Source organism: Methanoculleus taiwanensis, assembly GCF_004102725.1.
GTDB lineage: Archaea > Halobacteriota > Methanomicrobia > Methanomicrobiales > Methanoculleaceae > Methanoculleus_A > Methanoculleus_A taiwanensis.
Genome location: NZ_LHQS01000001.1, coordinates 508,891 through 528,435, shown reverse-complemented (window position 1 = coordinate 528,435; position 19,545 = coordinate 508,891). Strand labels below are relative to the sequence as shown.

General features: G+C 60.3%; 23 protein-coding genes and 1 tRNA gene. 16 read left to right on the top strand and 8 right to left on the bottom strand.

All coding sequences use genetic code 11. The features are described 5' to 3' along the window. Nucleotides 1-153 precede the first annotated feature (153 nt). The 4 genes from ABH15_RS02735 (at nucleotide 154) to ABH15_RS02720 (ending at nucleotide 2,637) form a co-directional block, all read left to right on the top strand. Nucleotides 154-825 carry a DUF5612 domain-containing protein gene (locus ABH15_RS02735; protein ID WP_128692822.1) on the top strand — a complete coding sequence of 224 codons (672 nt, stop codon included), beginning with the start codon at nucleotides 154-156 and terminating at the stop codon, nucleotides 823-825. Beyond that, nucleotides 825-1,400, top strand: a complete 576-nt coding sequence (locus ABH15_RS02730) for an L-threonylcarbamoyladenylate synthase (protein ID WP_128692821.1) — start codon at nucleotides 825-827, stop codon at nucleotides 1,398-1,400. The genes ABH15_RS02735 and ABH15_RS02730 overlap by 1 nt, the downstream gene beginning before the upstream one ends. Further along, nucleotides 1,397-2,320, top strand: a complete 924-nt coding sequence (locus tag ABH15_RS02725) for a DNA polymerase subunit beta (RefSeq protein WP_128692820.1) — start codon at nucleotides 1,397-1,399, stop codon at nucleotides 2,318-2,320. Before ABH15_RS02730 ends, ABH15_RS02725 begins: the two co-directional genes overlap by 4 nt. Before the next feature lie 116 nt (nucleotides 2,321-2,436). Then, nucleotides 2,437-2,637, top strand: coding sequence for a hypothetical protein (locus ABH15_RS02720; protein WP_128692819.1), 201 nt, complete (start codon nucleotides 2,437-2,439; stop codon nucleotides 2,635-2,637). Between the two features lie 6 nt (nucleotides 2,638-2,643). Here the strand turns inward: ABH15_RS02720 and ABH15_RS02715 are convergent, their stop codons facing one another. Continuing rightward, nucleotides 2,644-3,312, bottom strand: coding sequence for a CRISPR-associated protein Cas4 (locus ABH15_RS02715; RefSeq protein WP_128692818.1), 669 nt, complete (start codon nucleotides 3,310-3,312; stop codon nucleotides 2,644-2,646). Nucleotides 3,313-3,377: 65 nt separating this feature from the next. On the opposite strand from ABH15_RS02715, the gene ABH15_RS02710 reads away from it, so the two are divergent. From ABH15_RS02710 to aqpZ, 5 genes are all read left to right on the top strand, one after another. Beyond that, nucleotides 3,378-3,626, top strand: a complete 249-nt coding sequence (locus ABH15_RS02710) for a hypothetical protein (protein ID WP_128692817.1) — start codon at nucleotides 3,378-3,380, stop codon at nucleotides 3,624-3,626. Between the two features lie 27 nt (nucleotides 3,627-3,653). Then, the gene (locus ABH15_RS02705; protein WP_128692816.1) at nucleotides 3,654-3,950 is read left to right on the top strand and encodes a DUF3467 domain-containing protein; all 297 of its coding nucleotides are present in this window, start codon (nucleotides 3,654-3,656) and stop codon (nucleotides 3,948-3,950) included. Nucleotides 3,951-4,009: 59 nt separating this feature from the next. After that, nucleotides 4,010-4,081: transfer RNA gene (locus tag ABH15_RS02700), tRNA-Thr, on the top strand. Nucleotides 4,082-4,249: 168 nt separating this feature from the next. After that, nucleotides 4,250-4,729, top strand: coding sequence for a hypothetical protein (locus ABH15_RS02695; protein ID WP_128692815.1), 480 nt, complete (start codon nucleotides 4,250-4,252; stop codon nucleotides 4,727-4,729). 456 nt (nucleotides 4,730-5,185) lie between these two features. Then, entirely contained in the window at nucleotides 5,186-5,923 is a 738-nt protein-coding gene (gene aqpZ, locus ABH15_RS02690) for an aquaporin Z (protein WP_128692814.1), read from the top strand. A 145-nt stretch (nucleotides 5,924-6,068) separates the two neighbouring features. Here aqpZ and ABH15_RS02685 read toward each other — a convergent pair whose 3' ends face one another. From ABH15_RS02685 to ABH15_RS02675, 3 genes are all read right to left on the bottom strand, one after another. Beyond that, entirely contained in the window at nucleotides 6,069-7,721 is a 1,653-nt protein-coding gene (locus tag ABH15_RS02685; protein WP_128692813.1) for a cache domain-containing protein, read from the bottom strand. 425 nt (nucleotides 7,722-8,146) lie between these two features. Further along, a complete protein-coding gene (locus tag ABH15_RS02680; protein WP_128692812.1) occupies nucleotides 8,147-9,919 on the bottom strand; it encodes a PAS domain S-box protein in 1,773 nt (590 codons plus the stop codon). A gap of 65 nt (nucleotides 9,920-9,984) precedes the next feature. Beyond that, a complete protein-coding gene (locus ABH15_RS02675) occupies nucleotides 9,985-10,461 on the bottom strand; it encodes an ATP-binding protein (protein WP_128692811.1) in 477 nt (158 codons plus the stop codon). A gap of 108 nt (nucleotides 10,462-10,569) precedes the next feature. Here ABH15_RS02675 and ABH15_RS02670 point away from each other — a divergent pair, with 108 nt between their 5' ends. After that, nucleotides 10,570-11,643 carry an NAD(P)-dependent alcohol dehydrogenase gene (locus tag ABH15_RS02670; RefSeq protein WP_128692810.1) on the top strand — a complete coding sequence of 358 codons (1,074 nt, stop codon included), beginning with the start codon at nucleotides 10,570-10,572 and terminating at the stop codon, nucleotides 11,641-11,643. 431 nt (nucleotides 11,644-12,074) lie between these two features. Here the strand turns inward: ABH15_RS02670 and ABH15_RS02665 are convergent, their stop codons facing one another. Further along, nucleotides 12,075-12,872, bottom strand: coding sequence for a V4R domain-containing protein (locus ABH15_RS02665; RefSeq protein ID WP_206633409.1), 798 nt, complete (start codon nucleotides 12,870-12,872; stop codon nucleotides 12,075-12,077). A 438-nt stretch (nucleotides 12,873-13,310) separates the two neighbouring features. Between ABH15_RS02665 and ABH15_RS02660 the strand changes: the two genes are divergently transcribed. Beyond that, complete coding sequence (locus ABH15_RS02660; protein ID WP_128692808.1) at nucleotides 13,311-14,732, top strand: MATE family efflux transporter; 1,422 nt, start codon at nucleotides 13,311-13,313, stop codon at nucleotides 14,730-14,732. Between the two features lie 256 nt (nucleotides 14,733-14,988). Here the strand turns inward: ABH15_RS02660 and ABH15_RS02655 are convergent, their stop codons facing one another. Further along, nucleotides 14,989-15,279, bottom strand: coding sequence for a hypothetical protein (locus ABH15_RS02655; protein ID WP_128692807.1), 291 nt, complete (start codon nucleotides 15,277-15,279; stop codon nucleotides 14,989-14,991). A 133-nt stretch (nucleotides 15,280-15,412) separates the two neighbouring features. Between ABH15_RS02655 and ABH15_RS02650 the strand changes: the two genes are divergently transcribed. Further along, complete coding sequence (locus ABH15_RS02650) at nucleotides 15,413-16,216, top strand: 4Fe-4S binding protein (protein ID WP_128692806.1); 804 nt, start codon at nucleotides 15,413-15,415, stop codon at nucleotides 16,214-16,216. 85 nt (nucleotides 16,217-16,301) lie between these two features. Beyond that, the gene (locus tag ABH15_RS02645) at nucleotides 16,302-16,871 is read left to right on the top strand and encodes a hypothetical protein (RefSeq protein ID WP_128692805.1); all 570 of its coding nucleotides are present in this window, start codon (nucleotides 16,302-16,304) and stop codon (nucleotides 16,869-16,871) included. Between the two features lie 16 nt (nucleotides 16,872-16,887). Here the strand turns inward: ABH15_RS02645 and ABH15_RS02640 are convergent, their stop codons facing one another. Beyond that, entirely contained in the window at nucleotides 16,888-17,196 is a 309-nt protein-coding gene (locus ABH15_RS02640; protein ID WP_128692804.1) for a hypothetical protein, read from the bottom strand. Between the two features lie 162 nt (nucleotides 17,197-17,358). Here ABH15_RS02640 and ABH15_RS02635 point away from each other — a divergent pair, with 162 nt between their 5' ends. From ABH15_RS02635 to ABH15_RS02625, 3 genes are all read left to right on the top strand, one after another. Beyond that, entirely contained in the window at nucleotides 17,359-17,820 is a 462-nt protein-coding gene (locus tag ABH15_RS02635) for a DUF2178 domain-containing protein (protein WP_128692803.1), read from the top strand. Continuing rightward, a complete protein-coding gene (locus ABH15_RS02630) occupies nucleotides 17,804-18,013 on the top strand; it encodes a helix-turn-helix transcriptional regulator (RefSeq protein ID WP_128692802.1) in 210 nt (69 codons plus the stop codon). The genes ABH15_RS02635 and ABH15_RS02630 overlap by 17 nt, the downstream gene beginning before the upstream one ends. 324 nt (nucleotides 18,014-18,337) lie before the next feature. Further along, the gene (locus tag ABH15_RS02625; RefSeq protein ID WP_128692801.1) at nucleotides 18,338-18,856 is read left to right on the top strand and encodes a hypothetical protein; all 519 of its coding nucleotides are present in this window, start codon (nucleotides 18,338-18,340) and stop codon (nucleotides 18,854-18,856) included. Between the two features lie 78 nt (nucleotides 18,857-18,934). On the opposite strand, the gene ABH15_RS02620 is transcribed toward ABH15_RS02625, so the two are convergent. Further along, entirely contained in the window at nucleotides 18,935-19,210 is a 276-nt protein-coding gene (locus ABH15_RS02620; RefSeq protein WP_128692800.1) for a hypothetical protein, read from the bottom strand. Nucleotides 19,211-19,545: the final 335 nt, after the last annotated feature.

Genomic DNA, 19,545 nt, shown 5'->3' with positions numbered 1-19,545 from the left:
AGAGGTCGTTCGCCCCCGAGGTCAGGAGCGGCGTCTCTGCCCCCATTCCACCGCCCAAAACCTATATTGAATCGGGGGATCAAACATAGAACCAGTTCCGAAAATGACGATAATTGCCCTGCCAGAGAGCATTATGCAGCGCTCCGATGCCGTATGACCCCCGACCTCTACGCACTCAGTCTCATCACCGAGAATAGGGCAGGCGTCCTGCGTGACGTCGCCACGGTGATGGCGAAACACGAGGCGAACATCCAGATGATCCAGCAGTCGATCATCTGCACCGGCCCGCATAAGGGAGACGCATACGTCTACTTTGAGTTCGAGGAATGCGGCGACCACGGCGTTATGATCGCCGAGATGCTCGAGATCCCTTCTGTTCTCGACGTCACTATCTACCCGCCGTTCTCGCGGATCTTCGGCTCCCGGGTGATCATCATCGGCGGCGGCGCCCAGGTCGCCCAGGTGGCGATGGGTGCAGTGAACGAGGCGGACCGGCATAACATCCGGGGCGAACGGATCTCGGTTGATACCATCCCGCTCGTCGGGGAGAAGGACCTCGCGCTCGCCGTCGACGCGGTGGCACGCCTCCCCCGGGCGTCGATCCTGGTGCTGGCCGGATCCCTGATGGGCGGAGAGGTCTCGAGAGCCGTCGACCGGGTGCGGGCAACCGGCATCCCGGTGATAGCCCTGAAGATGGCCGGCAGCGTTCCGGAGCACGCCGATCTCGTGGTGACCGATCCCATCCAGGCCGGTGTCTTTGCGGTCATGCACATCTCCGGCAAGGGTGTCTTTGATATCAATCGCGTACGCGGTCGTGAATTCTGATGAGTACCATAGAGCACGCAGTCAAAGTGCTGCAGAGGGACGGCATCATCGTCTACCCCACGGAAACGGTCTACGGCCTCGGAGCGGACGCCCTCTCGGAGGACGCCGTGATGAAGATCTACGAGGCGAAGGGTCGGCCGCTCGGCAAACCGATCTCGATAGCGGTCTCGGATACGGATATGCTCCGGGCGGTCGCGGTCGTCGACGACGCTGCCGAAGCGTTCATACACCGGTTCCTCCCCGGCCCGGTGACGGTCGTCCTTCCCGCAAAGTCCTGCCTCCCGGAGATGCTGACCGGAGGGACGGGGCTTATCGGGATCCGGATGCCCGCCCACGAGACGGCGGTCAGGATCATCGAACTCCTCGACGCCCCGATCACGGCGACGAGCGCGAACCTCGCCGGAGATGCGCCGGTGACCCGGCCCGACGAGGTCGACGTCCCCTTCGATCTCCTGGTGGACGGAGGAGAGCTTCCCGGAACCCCGAGCACCGTGGTCGATCTGACGACCCGCTCGATCCTCCGGAAGGGAAAAGGGTGGGAAGCAGTCGAGGCCTTCCTGCGGAGCATGGCATGATGCCGATACGGCTCCGTGATTTCATCGAAGACACGGACGGTTGCCTCTACGCGGTCTCGAACTACGACAACGGCGACCGGGTCGGATGCGTTCTCCGCTATGTCCCGGACCCTGCAGGAGAGCGGTGCGACCCCGCCGGTCGCCGCTATACGAAATATGACTTTGAAGAGGCTTTCGCCTGGATCGCCGAGCACAAACCCGCCTACCTCGATACGGTACACCAGGTGCCGCACACCGATATTGTCCGGGTCTACAAACCCGAGGAGGAGATGGCAGCCGTCGCCCTGCGCGATAAGAGGGTGCAGAAACTCATCGGTTTCTTCGACCTTCCCGGCGGCGCCTACGGCGTTACAGGCTCGCTGCTCTGCGGGCTCGAGAACGCCGGGTCCGATATCGATATGGTCGTCTACGGCGATGCCTGGTTCTCGGCGCAGCAGCAGCTCGCACGGCTCGTCGGGAGCGGCAGACTCACCGGGATGAGCGAAGAGATGTGGCGCCGGGTCTACGAAAAACGGGTGCCCGAGATCTCGTTCGAGACCTTTGTCCTCCACGAGGAGCGGAAGTGGAACCGCGGCGAGATCGATGGGACCTACTTCGATCTCCTCTACACCCGGTCGTACGACAACCTGCGTGCCGTGGCGGCAGGGCGCGGCGAGGTGCTCGGGCGGATGCGGATCGAAGCGCTCGTGACCGATGCATCGCTCGCCTTCGACAGCCCGGCGGTCTACGGCATCGAGCACGAGGAGATCTCCCGGGTGCTCTCGTTCACCCACACCTACTCGGGACAGGCGCTCGCGGGGGAGACGATCGAGGTGCAGGGCGTCCGTGAGCGGCACGGGGACGAGGACTGGCTCATCGTCGGGACGACCCGCGAGGCGAAGGGGGAGTATATCATATCAAAGACGCTAATGGAAGCGTGAGGCGGGCGGGCGCCTCAATAGTTCATAGAGTCGTACTATCCCCCAATATACTCCGGCGATCACTTTTTTGTCACTGCCCGCTCCACACTCCGTCAGGGTCAACGGAGCGCTGGAACATGCACGGAGACGAACTCTCGGGAGAGATTACCATCGCGTGGGGACGCTCCCCGCACCGCGAGGGAGAGTACTTCCTCGCAATCAGATCAGCACGGCAGAGCTGCCGGTATGTCGGGCGCGCTGATGCCATTCTGGCACTGGCGGCACCCGCCCTGAACCGGATCCCCTGGGGAGCGGGGGAGATCCGCCTCCCGGAATAGGATCGGTCAGAAGAGGTCGGAGAGGCGGCGGGCGCTGCCGGCCTGGCACCGTTCGGCATAGAGACACCCCTCGCACGGCGCCCGGAACGGCCGGGGAGGGAGATCGCCCGCCGCCACCTGCTGCGCCGCCCGGAGCGCACGGAGCATCTCGCGACGGTCGCGGGGCTGCGGCTCGACGAGGCGGGAGACGCCGCTCGGGATATACTCAACGTAACCGCCGGAGACCTCCCGCCCGAGCGTCCCGGCGAGGCAGGCGGCATAGCAGGCTATCCGGATACGATCCGAGGCATAGGCCCCGGCACGCGGCGCAGGACTCGAACGGACGACGGCGAAAGACGCTCCGCCGTCGAAGATCCTGTCAACCCTCCCGTGGATACCGAGTTTCTCAGAAGCTACGGTCACGTCGCTCTCGACCGCAATCTTCCACCGCGAGCGGCGGCAGGCGGCGACGCAGTCGTCGAAGAACGCACGCACCTCCGCATCGGCGCCGGGGAAGACATACAGCACCTCCTGCCAGATGCGATCGGGATCGAGCGGGGTGCCGAGGTGCGAGGCGATCTGCTTGGCGACGGTGTAGCGGGGCGACTCGTCGCGTTTCATCGACCGCTCGAAGTAGTACCGCCGCGGGCAGGCGTGACAGGCGACGACGGCTGATACGGGTATGCTCTCGACCATGCAGCACCGGAATCTCGTTTCAAAAGACTTACATCGTATCCCTATAAAAAATGAGTTGAGAGGAGATGAAGGCCATCCGTACCCAGTACCTGATTGCCGTGCTCGTCCTGCTCGCACTCGCCGTTTTCTCCGGCGGATGTCTCTCCGGCTCGAGCGTTCCCGGCCCGGCGACGGCCATCGTCCCGGCCCCGGTTCTTGGCGACCTGCCTTCGTGCCAGGAGGCAACGCCGGTCAACAGCAGTTCTCCCGCTTTCTCACCGGTCAAAGCGCATGCCGCCGCGGAGCCCCGACGTAGCCCGGACGCAACAGCTTAATGCCGGAGCGGTGCCAGAGTACGAGGTATGGCACAGCGTGAGATATCGGTGAATATCCCGGGCGACCTCGATCCCGTCTACTCGAACCGGATTCAGATCGCCTACAAAGAAGACGAGTTCACCTTCATGTTCCTGCACGAGATCCCGGGCACGAACCAGGCGCGGGCAAAGGCGATCGTCTCCATCAGTCCCCGGCACGCCAAGAACCTGTTGCAGGTACTCGCCAAGAGCATGCAGGACTTCGAACAGAAACACGGGCAGATCTCACAGGGAGAGAGCGCTCCGGCGACCGAAGGGAACGTGACGATACGGGGCTACTCCTGACGAGTGCGATCCCGAACTGATACCTTTTTAATCAGGGAGATTCAACTAATTAAGGCAGCGCCGCTGTGGCTTAGAGGTATAGCGGCTGATTCGTAATCAGCAGGTCGAGGGTTCAAATCCCTCCAGCGGCTCTCTTCTTGTACCATTCCGCATCGTTCCGTCTCATTGCCATCTTTGCCGGACGAACGGGCGTCCCCGCGGAGACACCGTCCGGCAGTATACCGTCTTGCCGATAGTGCGGCGGTCCACGGAAATTCTCTTATAATACGCACGGTATAATGACCCCCCGGTGATAGAAGATGGGACCGAAAGAGAATTTTACGGATGAAGAATGGAAGAACCTCGTCAGCCTGCCGTATGCGGTCTCGATGGCGGTCATAGAAGCAGCACCGTCGTTCTTCGGGGCATGGGGCGAGACGAAAGCCATGATGCAGGAGCCCGTACACCTGGCGGCCGACAGCGGGAGCGTTCTCGTCGACCAGATATCCACCGAGATGAAGGCGGAGGAGAAGGCGCTCATCAAAGAGCAGCAGAATCTGATGCGGCATGACCAGACCGGCTACCGGACGACGACCATCGAGGCGGCAAAGTCTGCTTCGGAAGCCCTCTCAAAAGTCTCTCCCGACGAGGCTATGGCCTACAAAGAGTGGGTATTGGCGATAGGCCGGAAGGTGGCCGAAGCGGCAAAAGAGCACGGTGTCGCTGTCAGCGATCCGGAGAGGGCGGTCCTCAACGAGATCGCCGGGGCCTTCGGCATCGGTGCAGAGGTTCCCGCATAGGAGAGGTTCTTCGTAAACGGCGAGAAGGTGTCCGGGATCGTAAATCTCAGGTCGTTCGACGTGACACGATACGTGGCGGAGGAGATGGGCGCGTCGTCCCTCTGCGCCACAACCGACACTGCTCCGCATACTCAGGATCATGCGCAGTGACAGCCATTGCTGCGGCCGAAAGATCGGGGAACCCTGAAAACCAAACAGAATTCGGGGTAACGCTCTATCTTGTCAGGCACCTCCCTCCATCCTCCACCCTTGACCCGGACACTGCCATTTTTTATACGGGAAGATGCATTCCTCACACTCAAGAGGGGCTATGATTCCTCCCGCACCAGCTGCAACTTCAGATATCAGTTCAGACCACCGTTCTCATACCGCACGATCACATCCCCCTGTCCAGGAGAGGACTTTCCTCCAGGAGGGATCCGACTATTCTCCGAACCCCTCGGGAGTGATGAAACAATGGTTGCAAACGCAATGAAAAAATATGGCGCTGAGCTCTTCGGAACCTTCGCACTGGTCCTTATCGGGGTCGGGAGCGCGGTGCTCGCAGGCGATGAGGTAGGCTATCTGGGAATAGCATTTGCCTTCGGACTAGTCCTTCTTTCGATGGTATATGCCATCGGGGATATCTCCGGATGCCATGTGAACCCCGCAGTGACGATAGGCGTGCTTGCTCTTGGCAGAATGCCGGTAAGGGAGGCGATCGTCTACATCATCGTCCAGTGTATCGGAGCAATCATCGCCGCCGGGGTGGTGCTTGCCATAGCGACGGGAACCCCCGCGTACTCCCTTGCCGCTGACGGTCTTGGCCAGAACGGATATGGGGAAGCGTCACCGGGCGGCTACTCACTCGAGGCAGCTTTCATTTCGGAAGTGGTGATGACCGCCCTGTTCGTCTTTGTGATCCTGGCCGCAACAAGTATCGAGAAACTAAAAGGGTTCGCGGGTCTTGCAATAGGAATGGCGCTCGCAATGGTCCATATAGCGACAATCCCGGTGGATAGCACCTCCGTCAACCCGGCACGGAGCCTTGGGCCGGCTCTCTTCGCGGGTGGTGAAGCCCTTGCGCAGCTCTGGGTCTTCTGGGTCGCACCGATCCTCGGCGCTATCCTCGCCGCGATCATCTGGCGATCGCTCATGGAATACCGGACGACACGGCCGGTTGCCGTGGCGGAAGCTGCCCGAAATGAGGTGTAAGGCTCTGCACGTTGAAGAAGAACGGTGAAAAGCCTCCACCGACCTTCAATGTCGCTTACCGTAGCCGGCTTTTCAGCCACTGCCTACCGGACGCGGCAGGGCACGCCCCGTACGGCCGGCAGCGGCCATGACCTCGTCGTGGGGATCACGTCTCCGCAGCGTAGACGCCGGAGCCGACAAACCATTCCTCATCCACCACAGCGACATAGCAGAGCTTCAACCCGTCACCGCCGGTATCTGGGTTATAGTACGTGACATACACAAACCCGCTCCCGGCTTTTGCAGCGGCGATCTCCCAGTCGATTATATTCACCCCGTACCGGTCCTCAAAGCCGGTGCGGTTGCTGCCGATCAGATCAGGTTGGTACGGCAGCGCCAGCGTCTCCCCGTCCATTCCGTATGCAAAGATATACGCCCCGCCGGCGGCAAAAGGCCCGGCGAGATCGTTGAAAGCGGCGGATGCCGCCTCTTTCCCATGCTCCTGTGCATAATCCCGTGCAGCCTTCACCCGCTGCACGAGCGCATCTTTTTCGCTCGTGGTAAACCCGGTACCGACGTCCGGGATGTAGACGCCCGAGCCGACGAACCACGTGTCATCCACCGGCACAGCATACCCGAGTTTGAGTTCTTCGGCATACCCGTTCGCCGGGTTCGGGTAGACATAGTAGAGGCTGCCGCCCCCTTCCGCCGCAACCCGGATCATCCCGTCGATATACGCCACGCCGTTGCTGTCGTGCACACCCCGCCGATCCGTGCCGATGAGACCCTGCTGGAAGGGGAGGGCGAGGACGGTGCCATTCATATCGTAGGCAAAGATGTAGAGATCCCCTCTGACAAACTCCCCGTCCAGGTTGTTGAACGCGGAAAGGGCCTCCGTGCGGCCGTGCTCCCGTGCATAAGCAGCCGCCTCGGCAACGAAACTCTTCATCTCATCAGTTGCATTTGCCGCAGGCGGCCGGCCGCTGCCTGCAACCTGCTGCGGCTCTCCTGCATCCAGGCTCCGCGTGATGACGATGCGCCACTCTGCTCCGTCGACGCCGGCGGTATCCCATCGAGCCTCCTTGGTCACGTTCCGCTCCCAGTTCAGATCATAGAACGAATACTCGAGCGACCCGGAGGGCTCGGAGACGATACGGGTAAACGCCTCCTGGAGTCCCGGCAACTGGTAGACCGGGTCTGAAAAGAGATTCTTCCCGATCTCTTCCGGGGTCGTGTCGTAGATCACCCGCCCATCAGTCTGCGCCGCCCAGGCATCGTACGGCGTTCCGTTGATCAGGGGCGTCAGTACCCGCCCGATGAGGACGTCCGACCGGTACGTGATGTCCGTGTACCCCAGATACTCGGTCCCGAAGACCGGATAGCTCTGGGAGATCCCGTAGAATCCTTCCTCCAGGTAGAAGACCTCGCTGACGATCGGCACCTGCTCTCTGTTCGCCCTCTGCACCTGGGGCTGATAGGAGAGGTTCTGGTTCATGATGCCCCCATAGTTCTCGGGCACGGCCATAACCACGACTCCGTCTCTCGATATCACAAGGGACGACTCTGCCCAGGGGTACTTCAGCAGCGTCTGCTTCAGTGCCTCTCTCCCCGCAGCACCGGTAAGCCCGGTCTCTCCGAGCACCCGGGCATTCTCTCCGACTGAGGCCCTGATCGACTCAAGTTCATCGTTTATCCCGGAGACGGCATCGCTTAATACCAACTCCTGCGTAATCTCCGGAGATGACCGGCCATCTCCCGTGCAGCCCGCCCCGAGCACCGTGAGGGCGATGAGAAGGGCAGATATTGCATATATTCGCATAAGTAAAGATATTGAAGCACCTAGTAAAAGATGCCGGAATTTTGACAGCCGTTTCCAGAAAGAAAACGTCAGATTGGCAGGATTACATGCTCTGCCGGGGACTCGGCACACCCCATAACGCGGCCGGTTACTGCTCCGGTCAACTAACCCATAAACACCCAGAACCCAGGCAGATTCCACCGGAAGAACCACTTTCACAGAAAGCCCCAGGACCGCCGATCTCGAGGCGAGACATGAACAGCAGCCCCAAAAGAGTGCTGACCCTCATACGGCCAGTATAACCTCAAAAAGTTCCCGGTATTTCGAAATCCAGCCGATATCCGCGAGGTTACGCCTCCGCAGAAACCCGCGCTCCGGAATCGGCGTTAAAACCGGATAATAACGAATTTTACCCATAGCTCTGGTCGGAAAGAAGTGGCTCCCCCTCACGCCAGATCGGTGCGCCTGAGGAACTCCCGTATCGCCCGGGACTCGACCCATCCCTCGTCGAGCTGCTTGACAAGTGCGTTGATCCGCCGGACCTGCTCCCGGATACTCGCGGCGGTCTTCTCGTCATCCATGAGATCCGCCCGGGCCATGATCACCTGTAGCGGGTGGCGGACGTGGTCGCCGAGGATGGCAAACTGCTCCATGTTCTGCTCGATCTGCTCGAATGCACGTTTCCGAACCGATTCTGCCGCAATACGACCGGTCACATCCCGGCCGACAAGGATGTAGCCGGTGACCCCGCCGCCCGTCTCCGTCAGGGCGGATGCGTTGGTATCGATATAGACCGGCTGGCCGTCCTCATGGTAGTGCATCAGTTCACCGCTGTAGGATCCCTCTTTCTCCAGCGTCTGGAGCATCGTGGCGGGTTCGGCTCCCGGGAGATCCGAGTGGATCAGTTCCAGGAGAGAGCGGCCGATAACCTGGTCTGCTTTCCAGCCGTACAGGTCTTCTGCCGCCCGGTTCCATGCCGTAATCATAAACCGCTCGTCGGTGGCGATGACTGCGTCGCTCACGTGGTCGAGGAGATAGGCGTGGTAGGCGAGCTTCTCGCGTATCCGCTTTCGGTCGGTGATATCCCGCCCGATAGCCTGAAACCCGCTGCAGCCCTTCGATACGGGGATCGGCGAGATGTTGAGCTCAAGCGTGACGGCGTCGCCGTTTTTGTGCCGCATCTCGATCTGGTAACCCTCGACAGCCCCTTCCCTCGCCATCCTTCTGAGGACCTGCACCTGCGGCTGCTCCGGGTGCAGCACATAGTCCATCCACCGGGTGCCGACGGCCTCTTCCGGCGTATACCCGAGAACCCGCTTCACGGCCGGGGAGACATAGGTGATCCGCCCTTCGCAGTCGGCTGTGACGATGATGTCAAAGCTCCGCTGGGTGATGGTTCGGTACATCTCCTCGCTCTGCCGGAGCGCTTCTTCCGCCTGCTTGCGCTCGGTAATATCGGTCAGGACACCGATCAGACCTACCAGGCGGTCATTCTCCATGAGGAAGCGGCTGGATGTGATCACGTAGTGCACAGTACCATCCCTGGTGAGCACCCGGAACTCGTACGGCTCCTGCAGACCGGCCAGCGTCCTCTCAAAACTCTTCTGCAATCCGGGAAGATCGTCCGGGTGGACATACCGGGAAAAAGGCTCTCCAACGACTTCCGATACCCTGTAATCGGTAAGCCGTTCCAGTGCCGGGCTTATATAGGTAATGCGGCCGTGAGGATCGACGGTAAAGATCACCTCGTTTATCCCCTCGACCAGGGTGCGGTACTTCTCTTCCGAGAGTCGGAGTGCCTCTTCAGCACGTTTCTTCTTGGTGATATCCATGAACGAGACGACGCTCCGATCCGACCCGGCGACGAGAGCGACCGTGACCACAACGTTCCGTTCTGCCCCGGCCGCATCCCGAAGAGACGCCTCATACGTTCGTGGTGCGGCCGACGGTTTCACCCGGCGCAGGTGGTGGTAGCGGATCATCCTTTCCCGGTCGACTTCTGCGGGGAGCCGATCCCAGAAGAACGTGCCTACGAGATCCGACCTGGCATAGCCGAAGCTCTTCTCGAACTCGGCGTTGGCATAGGCTATTCTCCCGTCGCCCTCGACGATCATGATGGCAGTGCCGGTATTCTCGACGATCGCCTGGTAGAGGGGATCCGAAGGGGGCGGTGCTTCGTGTGGCTGCTGCTGAGCCACGTTCTGCCTACTCCTTTTCATCGTGCATCGGCTGAGGGTGTATCTTCAGTAATCGCTGTTCATCAATCTATCGGGGCATGGTTGACTCAACCGGCCTGCCGGAGTGTGAACCGGAATGACGCCCCTTCTTCCAGGTGGCCGGGCACCCGATCCTCGATCCAGACCCTGCCGCCGTAGCATTCGACAAGCGTCCGGACGATGAGAAGTCCGAGCCCCTCCCCACGGCCGGAGGCCTTGCCCCGCTCGAACCGTGTGAAAAGCCTGCCCTTCACTTCGTCTTGTACGCCGGGGTCGATATACCGGATCGACGTCCCGGGGTAGTTTCCGATCTCCTCCCTGGTGACCGCATCGAGGTTCACCGCCGCCAGACTGCCGGATTCCTCCAAAGCCCGCCGGATAGTGGCGGCGTTCCTGAGAATCTCGCGACTTCGCCCGATGTTGTCCCGCAGCTTCTCAACATAGGCTTTCAGCCCTCCTTCAGCGAGTTCGACCGGGAGATCGGCGTACATACTCGCGACGTTGTTCGCGTTCCGGATGTCGTGAATCGTGATGTCGAGATACATGTTCGCCTCGTCGCGTGCCGTCCCGGGAATACGGAGCTGTCGGGATCGTTCCGACCCGGTGCTTTTTATACTATTCGGTCCTCACAACCGGGCGAAGGGGGGTAGGAAATGAAAGGCCTGGCAATGTTAAGAATCGGGGAGGTAGGATGGATAGAGAAAGACCGGCCATCGTGCGGTTCCAGAGACGCTATTGTTAAACCGCTGGCGTTGGCGCCGTGCACGTCCGATATCCATACCGCCTGGGAAGGAGCAATCGGGGAGCGGCATAATCTCATCCTGGGACACGAAGCCCTCGGGATAGTAGACGAAGTCGGAAGCGGCGTTAAGGATTTCAAACCCGGCGACCGGGTCATCGTACCGGCTATCACTCCCGACTGGGACTCGGAAGCCGTACAGCGCGGGTTCCCTTCACAGACCGGCGGCCCTCTCGGCGGTTGGAAGTTTTCGAACTTTAAAGATGGCGTCTTCGCAGAATTCTTCCACGTGAACCTGGCGGACAGCAACCTTGCCCATCTGCCGGACGGCATGACCCTGGAAGCAGGGGTTATGCTCCCGGATATGCTCAGTACCGGTTTTTTGGGCGCTGAAAACGCTCGTATTGAGATCGGGGCTACGGTAGCGGTCTTAGGAATCGGACCGGTCGGACTATCCAGCATCGCCGGCGCAAAACTTCGGGGGGCCGGAAGAATATTTGCCGTCGGCACGAGGCCTGCCGCCGTTAAGGTAGCGAAAAAGTATGGTGCTACGGATATCATCGACTACAGGAACGGAAATACCGCAGAACAGATTATTGAAGCAACCGGCGGAGCAGGTGTCGACGCTGTCATTATTGCCGGTGGTGGCGCTGAGATTCTCATGGACGCAGTAACTATGGGTAAACCCGGATCAGTGATCTCGAACGTCAACTACTTCGGCAAGGGAATCGGCGACAGAGATAGCATACCTATTCCTCGTGCAGGGTGGGGGGTCGGCATGGCAGACAAAGATATCGTGACCGGACTCTGTCCCGGTGGAAGGGTGAGAATGGAGAGACTGGCCGAGATAGTGACATATGGGCGCATGGACCCGTCACTCATGGCAACGCATATCTTCAAGGGTTTCGACACATTAAAAGAGGCTCTGCTCCTGATGAAAGAGAAGCCCGGAGACTTAATTAAACCGGTTGTCCTTCTGGATCAGTAACACAATCAACTCTTTTTCCTTCAGGGACTCGCCGACCGAATTCATCCCACTGCGGGACGGAGATTTGTTTCTGTCAACTACCCACGGACTGCAATCCGCGGCCATGCCCCCACAAGCGGCATCATACCCTTCGGCTCTGGATGTAACACTCCCCCGGGGCAAACCGAATGCGACTGATCGCAGGGCAGGAGCGTGAGAAGGCTGGAAATCTTCGAGCGGGCCCTCTGAAGGCTGGCAGCACACGAAGGCCGGCGAGGAGCGCATACCACTTCGCTATCGGCCGGTTCGTACGCCGAACTCCGGAGACATGCCCCATGTAAAAAACTCCTGCAGATCGGGAGAACAGGTATCAGTACCACACCAGGGGGGAGGTATCACCGCTCCCTGTGCCCTTCCCGGCCGGGTGCCGGAGAATCGAAGAACCGGAGAGACTACTCCGCCCGCGGCAGCACCACGAACCGGCAGCAGGCATCGTTCATAGCGTAGCACTTCGTCTCGGTGACGACCCACTCGTCCCGGGAGTGGGCCTCGAAAAGAGCGGCGAGAATGCCGGCATCGAACGCACAGACAGGCTTTCCGAGCTGTGGGAGACCCTGGCATTCGTAGCAGTCATAGATATCGAGCGTGAGGGGGTCGCGACTCACGACCTCGAGGCGGCCGAGCCCGCGCTCCCCCCAGAAGGCGCAAAGATTCATGAGCAGTGTTTCGATATCGGGCGCATTCACCAGCCCCGAGAGCGCCCGCCCGACGCTGCTGCCCGCCGAGTAGAGGATCGGATCGACCATCACCCCTTCCCGCATCAGGGAGAGGCGGATCGCCTGGAAAAAGGCTTTGAACACGGAAGACGGATCCGCCTCCCGCTCCAGGGCGGCGAGGACAAAGCCGCCGAGATCTTCGTCGATGCGATCGTCCGCCGAGAGACTGCCGAGGTACCCAGGGCGAAGCGAGAAGATCTTCTTTCGACTGTCCAGGGGATCGGGTCTCGCGTCGAGGATACCTTCCCCGGCGAGCTCTTTGAGATGGACGGAGATAGTCGACTTCGCCCGTGCGGAGCGGGCGACAATCTCATCAAATCCCATCTCCCGCTCCCGGAGCATTGAGAGAATCCTGACCCGCACCGGACTTTTTACGACGTGAACTTCTCCTCCCGACGAGAAGAGCTCGATGCGGTCAGACCGCGTATCGTCCGGGTGCCGGATAAATGTCATGACAGGTCGCTCACTTTTCACGTCTCTCGATCAAACGACATAAAGATTGTCAGTTCACCGTCCGGCATACGATGTCTGCCGGAGGAAAAACCGGCAGCGGGCGGCCAAAAGCCGTGCCGCACCATAAACCGTATGATGCTTTCGGCCTTGTGGGAAGCATGATCCGCCATCGATGTCACGAACGCCATCTCTCCGGCAGCATGGAGGTGCAGGAACCGGTCGGGAATGGAAATCTCTAATAACTGATCCGCGCCCACTCACCTCAGGGATAACGATATCCTGCCCCGAAGATCAGGCATTTTTCAGATGGTTCCGGACGTCCGCGTGCGGTTTCACCCATTTTCCCGGGCAGGATCGGCAATCACTATTCAGAGACAGGCAGAGTGCCCGGGCTCTCAGATATCCGCTATCCGAACGAACCGGAGACCCGCAGAAAGGGCACGCCAGCAGGCGATATGTATGCCGACCAGTGACTCAGAAGACAGCACACCGTTCAGTAACCAGCCACGAGAAACAGAAGGAACCAGAACACTCCTCGCCGACCCGAAAGCCGCGATCATCAGGCTCTCAGTACCGATGATGGTCGCCATGACCCTGCTGACGCTCTACAACGTCGTCGACGCATTCTGGGTCGCGGGCCTCGGCGCTACCGCCCTTGCCGCAGTCGGATTCTCATTCCCGCTCTTCGTCATAACCATCGGGCTTGCGACCGGCCTTGGAACCGGAGGAGAAGCCGCACTTGCGCGGATGATCGGCGCCCGGAACAAGGCCGGAGCGGACAGCGTGGCCATGCACACCATCCTCCTGATGACGATCCTCGCCGCCCTTGTCACCGTGCCGCTGACCTTTGTCGCGGACGACCTCTTCATCCTCATGGGAGCGGGCGAAGCCGCCGGCATGGCAGCCGAGTACACGAAGATCCTCTTCCTCGGAACGATCTTCCTCCTCTTCGGCGAGGTCGCCTACGCAGTCCTGCACGGGGAAGGGGATGCAAAGCGCACCATGTACGCCATGGCTCTCGGCGCGGTGGCGAATCTCGTTCTCGATCCAATCCTGATCTATACCTTCGATATGGGTATCGCCGGCGCTGCATGGGCGACGATCCTCGCCGAGATCCTGGCCGCCGTCCCGATGGCGTACTGGCTCTTTGTGAAGAAGGACACCTACGTTTCGCTCAGCCTGCACCGATTTGCCCCGGACGCGGGCATCGCCAGGGATATTCTGCGGGTCGGCTGCCCCGCCGCTGCAGAACAACTCGTCCTGGCATTGACGGCGCTCGTCTTAAACGGAATCATCGTCCTCATCGCAAGCACCGACGGGATTGCGATCTACTCGGTCGGGTGGCGGGTGGTGAGCATCGGCCTCACCCCGATCCTCGCCATCTCGACGGCGGTGGTTGCCGTCACCGGAGCCACCTACGGAGCAGAGGCATACGCCAAGATGGAATCCGCACTCCTCTACGCCGTCCGTCTCGGGCTTCTCATCGGCGGAGCCGTTGCCGCGACCACGTTCATTCTCGCCCCCTGGATCGCCGCGGTCTTCGCCGCCGCAGACGATACGTCGGGCATCACTGCGGAACTGACGATATTCCTCCGGATCATGAGCCTCGTCTACCCGATCGTCGGGTTCGGTCTCTGCTCCTCCTCGCTCTTCCAGGGAACCGGCCGGGGTGCATACTCCCTCACGATCACCATCCTGCAGACGGTCGTCCTCTCGGCGTTCTTCGTCTGGCTCTTCGCGCTGGTCTTCGGGATGGGACTTGACGGCGTCTGGTGGGGGATCGCCGCAGGCAACGCAGTCGGTGCCCTGCTCGGGTTCGTCTGGGCGCACCATTTCACGGCAGGGCTCAAAGGAGCGCAGGTGACACCGGCGGCAGCGTAGGCCTGCGCCCCTGAGGCCCTCCGCAGGCCGTTCGGGACGGGATTCGTGGATGCCGATAGCTACCTTATCCTCGATTGTTCTGTCAATGAGCGTCATCTGGAGCACTGCGAACAGTGTCCCGATCCGGTCTGCGGGCGGTTTACCCGCTACCGGGATCCGTCCGGGAATGGCGTCGATGCTTGAAAAATGAAAGGACGGCTCCTCATACGATGATGGCGGGGCAAAAGAGCGTCAGCCCGCCCAGGGGACGTCCGGCCTAGAACCTTCTCAAGGCAAGTCGGGCAGAGAGCGACCACTCGTTTATCGCTCTTTCAAGGTTTTCGGCCGCAATCCGTGCTGCCTGCTCGATATGGTCATGCCCCTCCGGTGTTCCGGGGAGGTGCTGACCGGAGCTGACCATGCCTTCGACCGCCATCTGAACCGCATGGGATGCTTCGTTCGTACGTCTCTCACCTGTCGGGACGGCCGGTGCGGATTCCGGCACCGATACCGGGGCGTTGTCCTCGACCCACCGGCCCTTTTCGAAATGACCTTTCTTTTCGCTCATCGATGAAGAGATGTATCGGCACAGGATAAACCTATCTGGTTCTGTCGGTCAGGCATATGACCGCCCGGGTGGAGAAGGGAGGGGCGTGAACCCTTTTGTAGCTGGCCCGCAAAGAACTTCGGTTGATCAAGGCATGACCAATGAACTGAAAGATGCCGTCAGGGAACGGTGCCGAAAGATGGAGATCCCGCTCGTCGGGGTGGCAAACGTGGAGCGGTGGGAACATCCCCCGTTCCGGCCGTGGATGCCCGAAGAGTTCTTTCCGCAGTCGATATTCTCCGGGGCACGATCGGTGATCGTCATCGGCCTGCCTATCCACCTTCCGGTGCTCGAGACCTCGCCCTCCATCTACTACCACGAACTCTACAGAACGGTCAACACGCTCCTCGACCAGTATACCTACCGCCTGGCCTCATTTTTAAATGAACAGGGATACCCGTCGGTCTTCGTGCCGCGGGACGGTTACGGGAGCATCGAGGTGCTCCGGAAGAATCCCATCGCCTTCTTCTCGCACCGGCACGCAGCGCTCCTTGCAGGGCTCGGAACCTTCGGCGTGAACAACACCATCCTCACCCCGGAGTACGGCCCCAGGATCCGCTTCGGCTCCGTCCTCACCGCCGCACCGCTCCCGCCGGATCCGATGATCGACCACGAGCTCTGCACCCGGTGCATGCGCTGCGTCCGGCTCTGTCCGGCCGGTGCGCTCGACCGTGAAGGCTACCCGGAAGGCCTGACCAACAGACATGCCTGCGCCGCACACAGCGCTGCACTGAATAAACGCCACATCTCTCCCTGCGGCATCTGCATCAAAGTCTGCCCTGTCGGTGAAGACCGGGAGCATTACGGAAGAGAGGACGCCTCGCCCTACGAACCGGGAGAGCAGCACGGGAAGCTCTGCCGGTCGTGGGATCACGTCAGGAGATACGGGGGAGCGTGAGGGGGCAAAGCACCCATTCACCGGGAAGAGTGCTCGCAGAGCATAGCTTCAAGCCCCCGGCCGTGAATAGTGGGTGCGACAGGAGATGGCAGAGAGATCGTTCACCGGTGAATGCTCGCAGGAGTCCTCGATGAGGAACTGCCTCTCCCGGATTGCCAGAGCCGTGGCAGCAATCGTCATCTTTATTCTCGCCGTTCCGTTCGTACTCGGCGTTACGTCCAGGCTCGATCCCCCCGCCGTGATCACGCTGATCGTATCGACGCTCCTCCTGCAGGCAGGAGCGGCGGCGGTCGGGCTCGGGTTCCACCTGCACCCCTTCGTGGTGCTCGCGCTGGTCACTTCAGTCGCGGCCGGAGTCATGTTCGCCATCTTCGAACTGAGCGATCTCCTCGCCGCCAGGTGGGCACGGTTCAACGGCCTGCTCCGGAAAGTCGATGAAAAGACGCGGGAAGTAGATTACTTCCGGAAGTACGGAGTTTTAACGCTGATCCCGATCATCTGGATTCCCGGGATCGCGCTCTACGGCACCCCCGTCGTCGCACGGCTCTTCCAGTATCCCCGCATGCTCTCAGTGATCTGCATGCTCATCGGGTGGATGATCGCATCGGGAATAGTTATGGCAATGGCGCTCGGCGTCGTCAGCCTGGCCTTCTGACGCGAAAGGCGGGAGATTAACGGCGTTCCAGTCTCCGCCGGGCGCTCTCCGCCACCTCGTTGATCGCCTTCTCGAGATCGGAACCGGCTTTCCGTGCCGACCGCTCGATATGCTCCCGCCCCTCCGGCGTTCCGAAGAGGTGCCGGGCGGCCAGGACGACGTCGTCGACAGCTTTCGTAACCGACCGGGAGGCATCGGCGAGGAGATCCTCAGTGCGAGGCTCGCTTCCGGGTGCCGGGCCGGTCTCAATCGGGATCTGATCGGTTTCGGGTTCGGGCTCTTCGACCCACCGCCCGTTCACGAAGCGACCGTCTGTTTCGCTCATATGAATGGAGGTTTGCCGGGTGCGGATGATATACCTTCTCGTTTCGCCTCAGCCCGAAGTGAGGAGAGGGGCTCAGACGATCAGGATGCTCCATGCAGGTCGACCCAGCAGTACGTCACGTATTAATAACAAAGTGTCTATAAAATTATACAACGGTCGCATATGAAACGAAATTCATTCTACCTGCTCGTAGGGCTCGTCGCACTTCTGGAGGTCGTCGCCTTCTGGGTGTCGGTGGAGCTCGAGATACCGCAGCTGATCCAGGTGGCGTTTATCCTCGGAATCCTGCTGATCTACGGAGCACGGCGGATGGTCGAGGGAAGGATCGAGGACGAGCGGATCAGTATGATCACCCAGAAAGCAGCGCTCCGGACGCTGGAGATCTTCTGGGTGGTTTTCTTTGCAGTCAACCTGGGAAGTGCAGTCATTGCATTCAGCAGGCCGCTCGGACTGCGCCCGCGGCCTCCGCACCCCGGAGAAACGGAACTCCTCCTTCCCGGGATCGGCTGGTTTGCCACCGTTCAGATGGCACTCCTCTGTCTCATGATATTCCTCTATGTCGGATTCAGGATGTATTACGCACGCAAATACGGGGAATGGGACGCCGATGAAGAACAGGATTAAAGTCCACCGGGCGATGCACGACCTGACGCAGGAAGCGCTCGCAAACGAGCTCGGGGTCACCCGGCAGACGATCCTGGCCATCGAGAAGGGGAAGTACGACCCGTCGCTCGATCTGGCTTTTAAGATTGCCCGGTTCTTCGGCGTCGCCATCGAGGAAATTTTCATCTACGACGACACCGCCGGGCCGCGATAACCTGAGAAAAATGGTCTCGCCGTCGTCGGGGCATCCGGTAGACCTCAATTCTTTTTGAATTCTGCAGACGGAGCAGAGCTCTCTCGCAGATCCGGCTCAGGTGTGCGTGCCGTGCCCACCCAGCTACCCTGTTATGTTCTCCCTGTCCATTCCGAGCGGTCGTGATCGCCGATACCGTCAGAACTCCCGGGTACAATGTTCGCAGTTGGCAACCAATAGTAATCTATTAATAACAATATGTATAACATACTTTACATGGCGCAACGACCCCGATGTATCATGACGGGGCAAACGCCTGAACCCAACGACAGATGGAGGAAACCTATGAAGAGAAGCACAATCGCAATAGGGGTCGCATCGGTGTTCTGCATCCTTGCACTCCTGGCAGCCCCCGCAGCCGCTGCATTCCAGAACGGAACGGCCGGCGAGGGCATCGGGCCGCGAGGCGGCGCCTTACCGAACGGAGAACTGGGTCTGGGACCGGACGCGTTCCTCGACAAACTCGAGGCACAGGGATACGACGTCTCGGAGATTAGAGCCGTCGTCGAGAGCGGCGACCATGAAACTGCCCGGACCCTCATGCAGCAGTTCATGGAAGAACACCGGGACGAACTTCCCGCACGGCCCGAAAACGGCAACCGGGGTTTCGGACCGCTCGCCCGCCTCAACGACCTGGAGCAGCAGGGGTATGACGTCTCCGGGATCCGTGACGCCATCGATAACGGCGACCATGAAACCGCCCGGGCGCTTATGCAGCAGTTCATGGAGGAACACCGGGACGAACTTCCCGCACGACCCCAGAACGGCACCTGCGGACACCGGTGCATCACCCCAACCGAGTAACCTGCCCATCACCAAAAGAAACGGAGAGGGGATCGGTTGGTGGAAGAAGAGACCTGTCGCGTAGCCATCACCCGGTGCTTACACAACGCGACAGCGGCGATAAGCCGGTTCAGACATCTCCCCCCGGCCATGACTGAACGGATCTTCCATCCACCCGATCCCTTCCATCTCTCTCACGAAGAAAAATACAGTACCTTTGCCGACGAAGCTCGATGACGCAAAGCCGCCCTCGCCCGACGGGAAGCGATATCCGCTTCGTTCGGCCTCACATTTTTCGTGCCCTGTGAAGCAGTGGGCACTTTCGTCTTCGCGCACCACATCGGTGCCGCCCCGGAAGGTATCGGCAGGTTTCATATGACCGCCTTTGTCCAGAGCACGTTGATTCACGCCGAACCCCGGGGATCATCGGTGCCCGCGAGTACGTCAAGGGAGGCAGCCATACTGTTGGCGATCACGGACAATGAGTAAGTATTAAATAACAATATGTAAAATTTATTTTACATTGGAGTGCAGCTCTTCCCGGGATTGCGGGAGGCACCCCACCAGGGTCATGAACAAAATATGCGTGAAAAAACCATCACAACCGCATCGATGCCGCATCTCTGTGCATGCAGACCAGCAGCGCCGGCAACGTTCTTGAAACGGGAAAAGAGGCTTCATCACGCAGCACTGTACGAAAATCGAGTGCC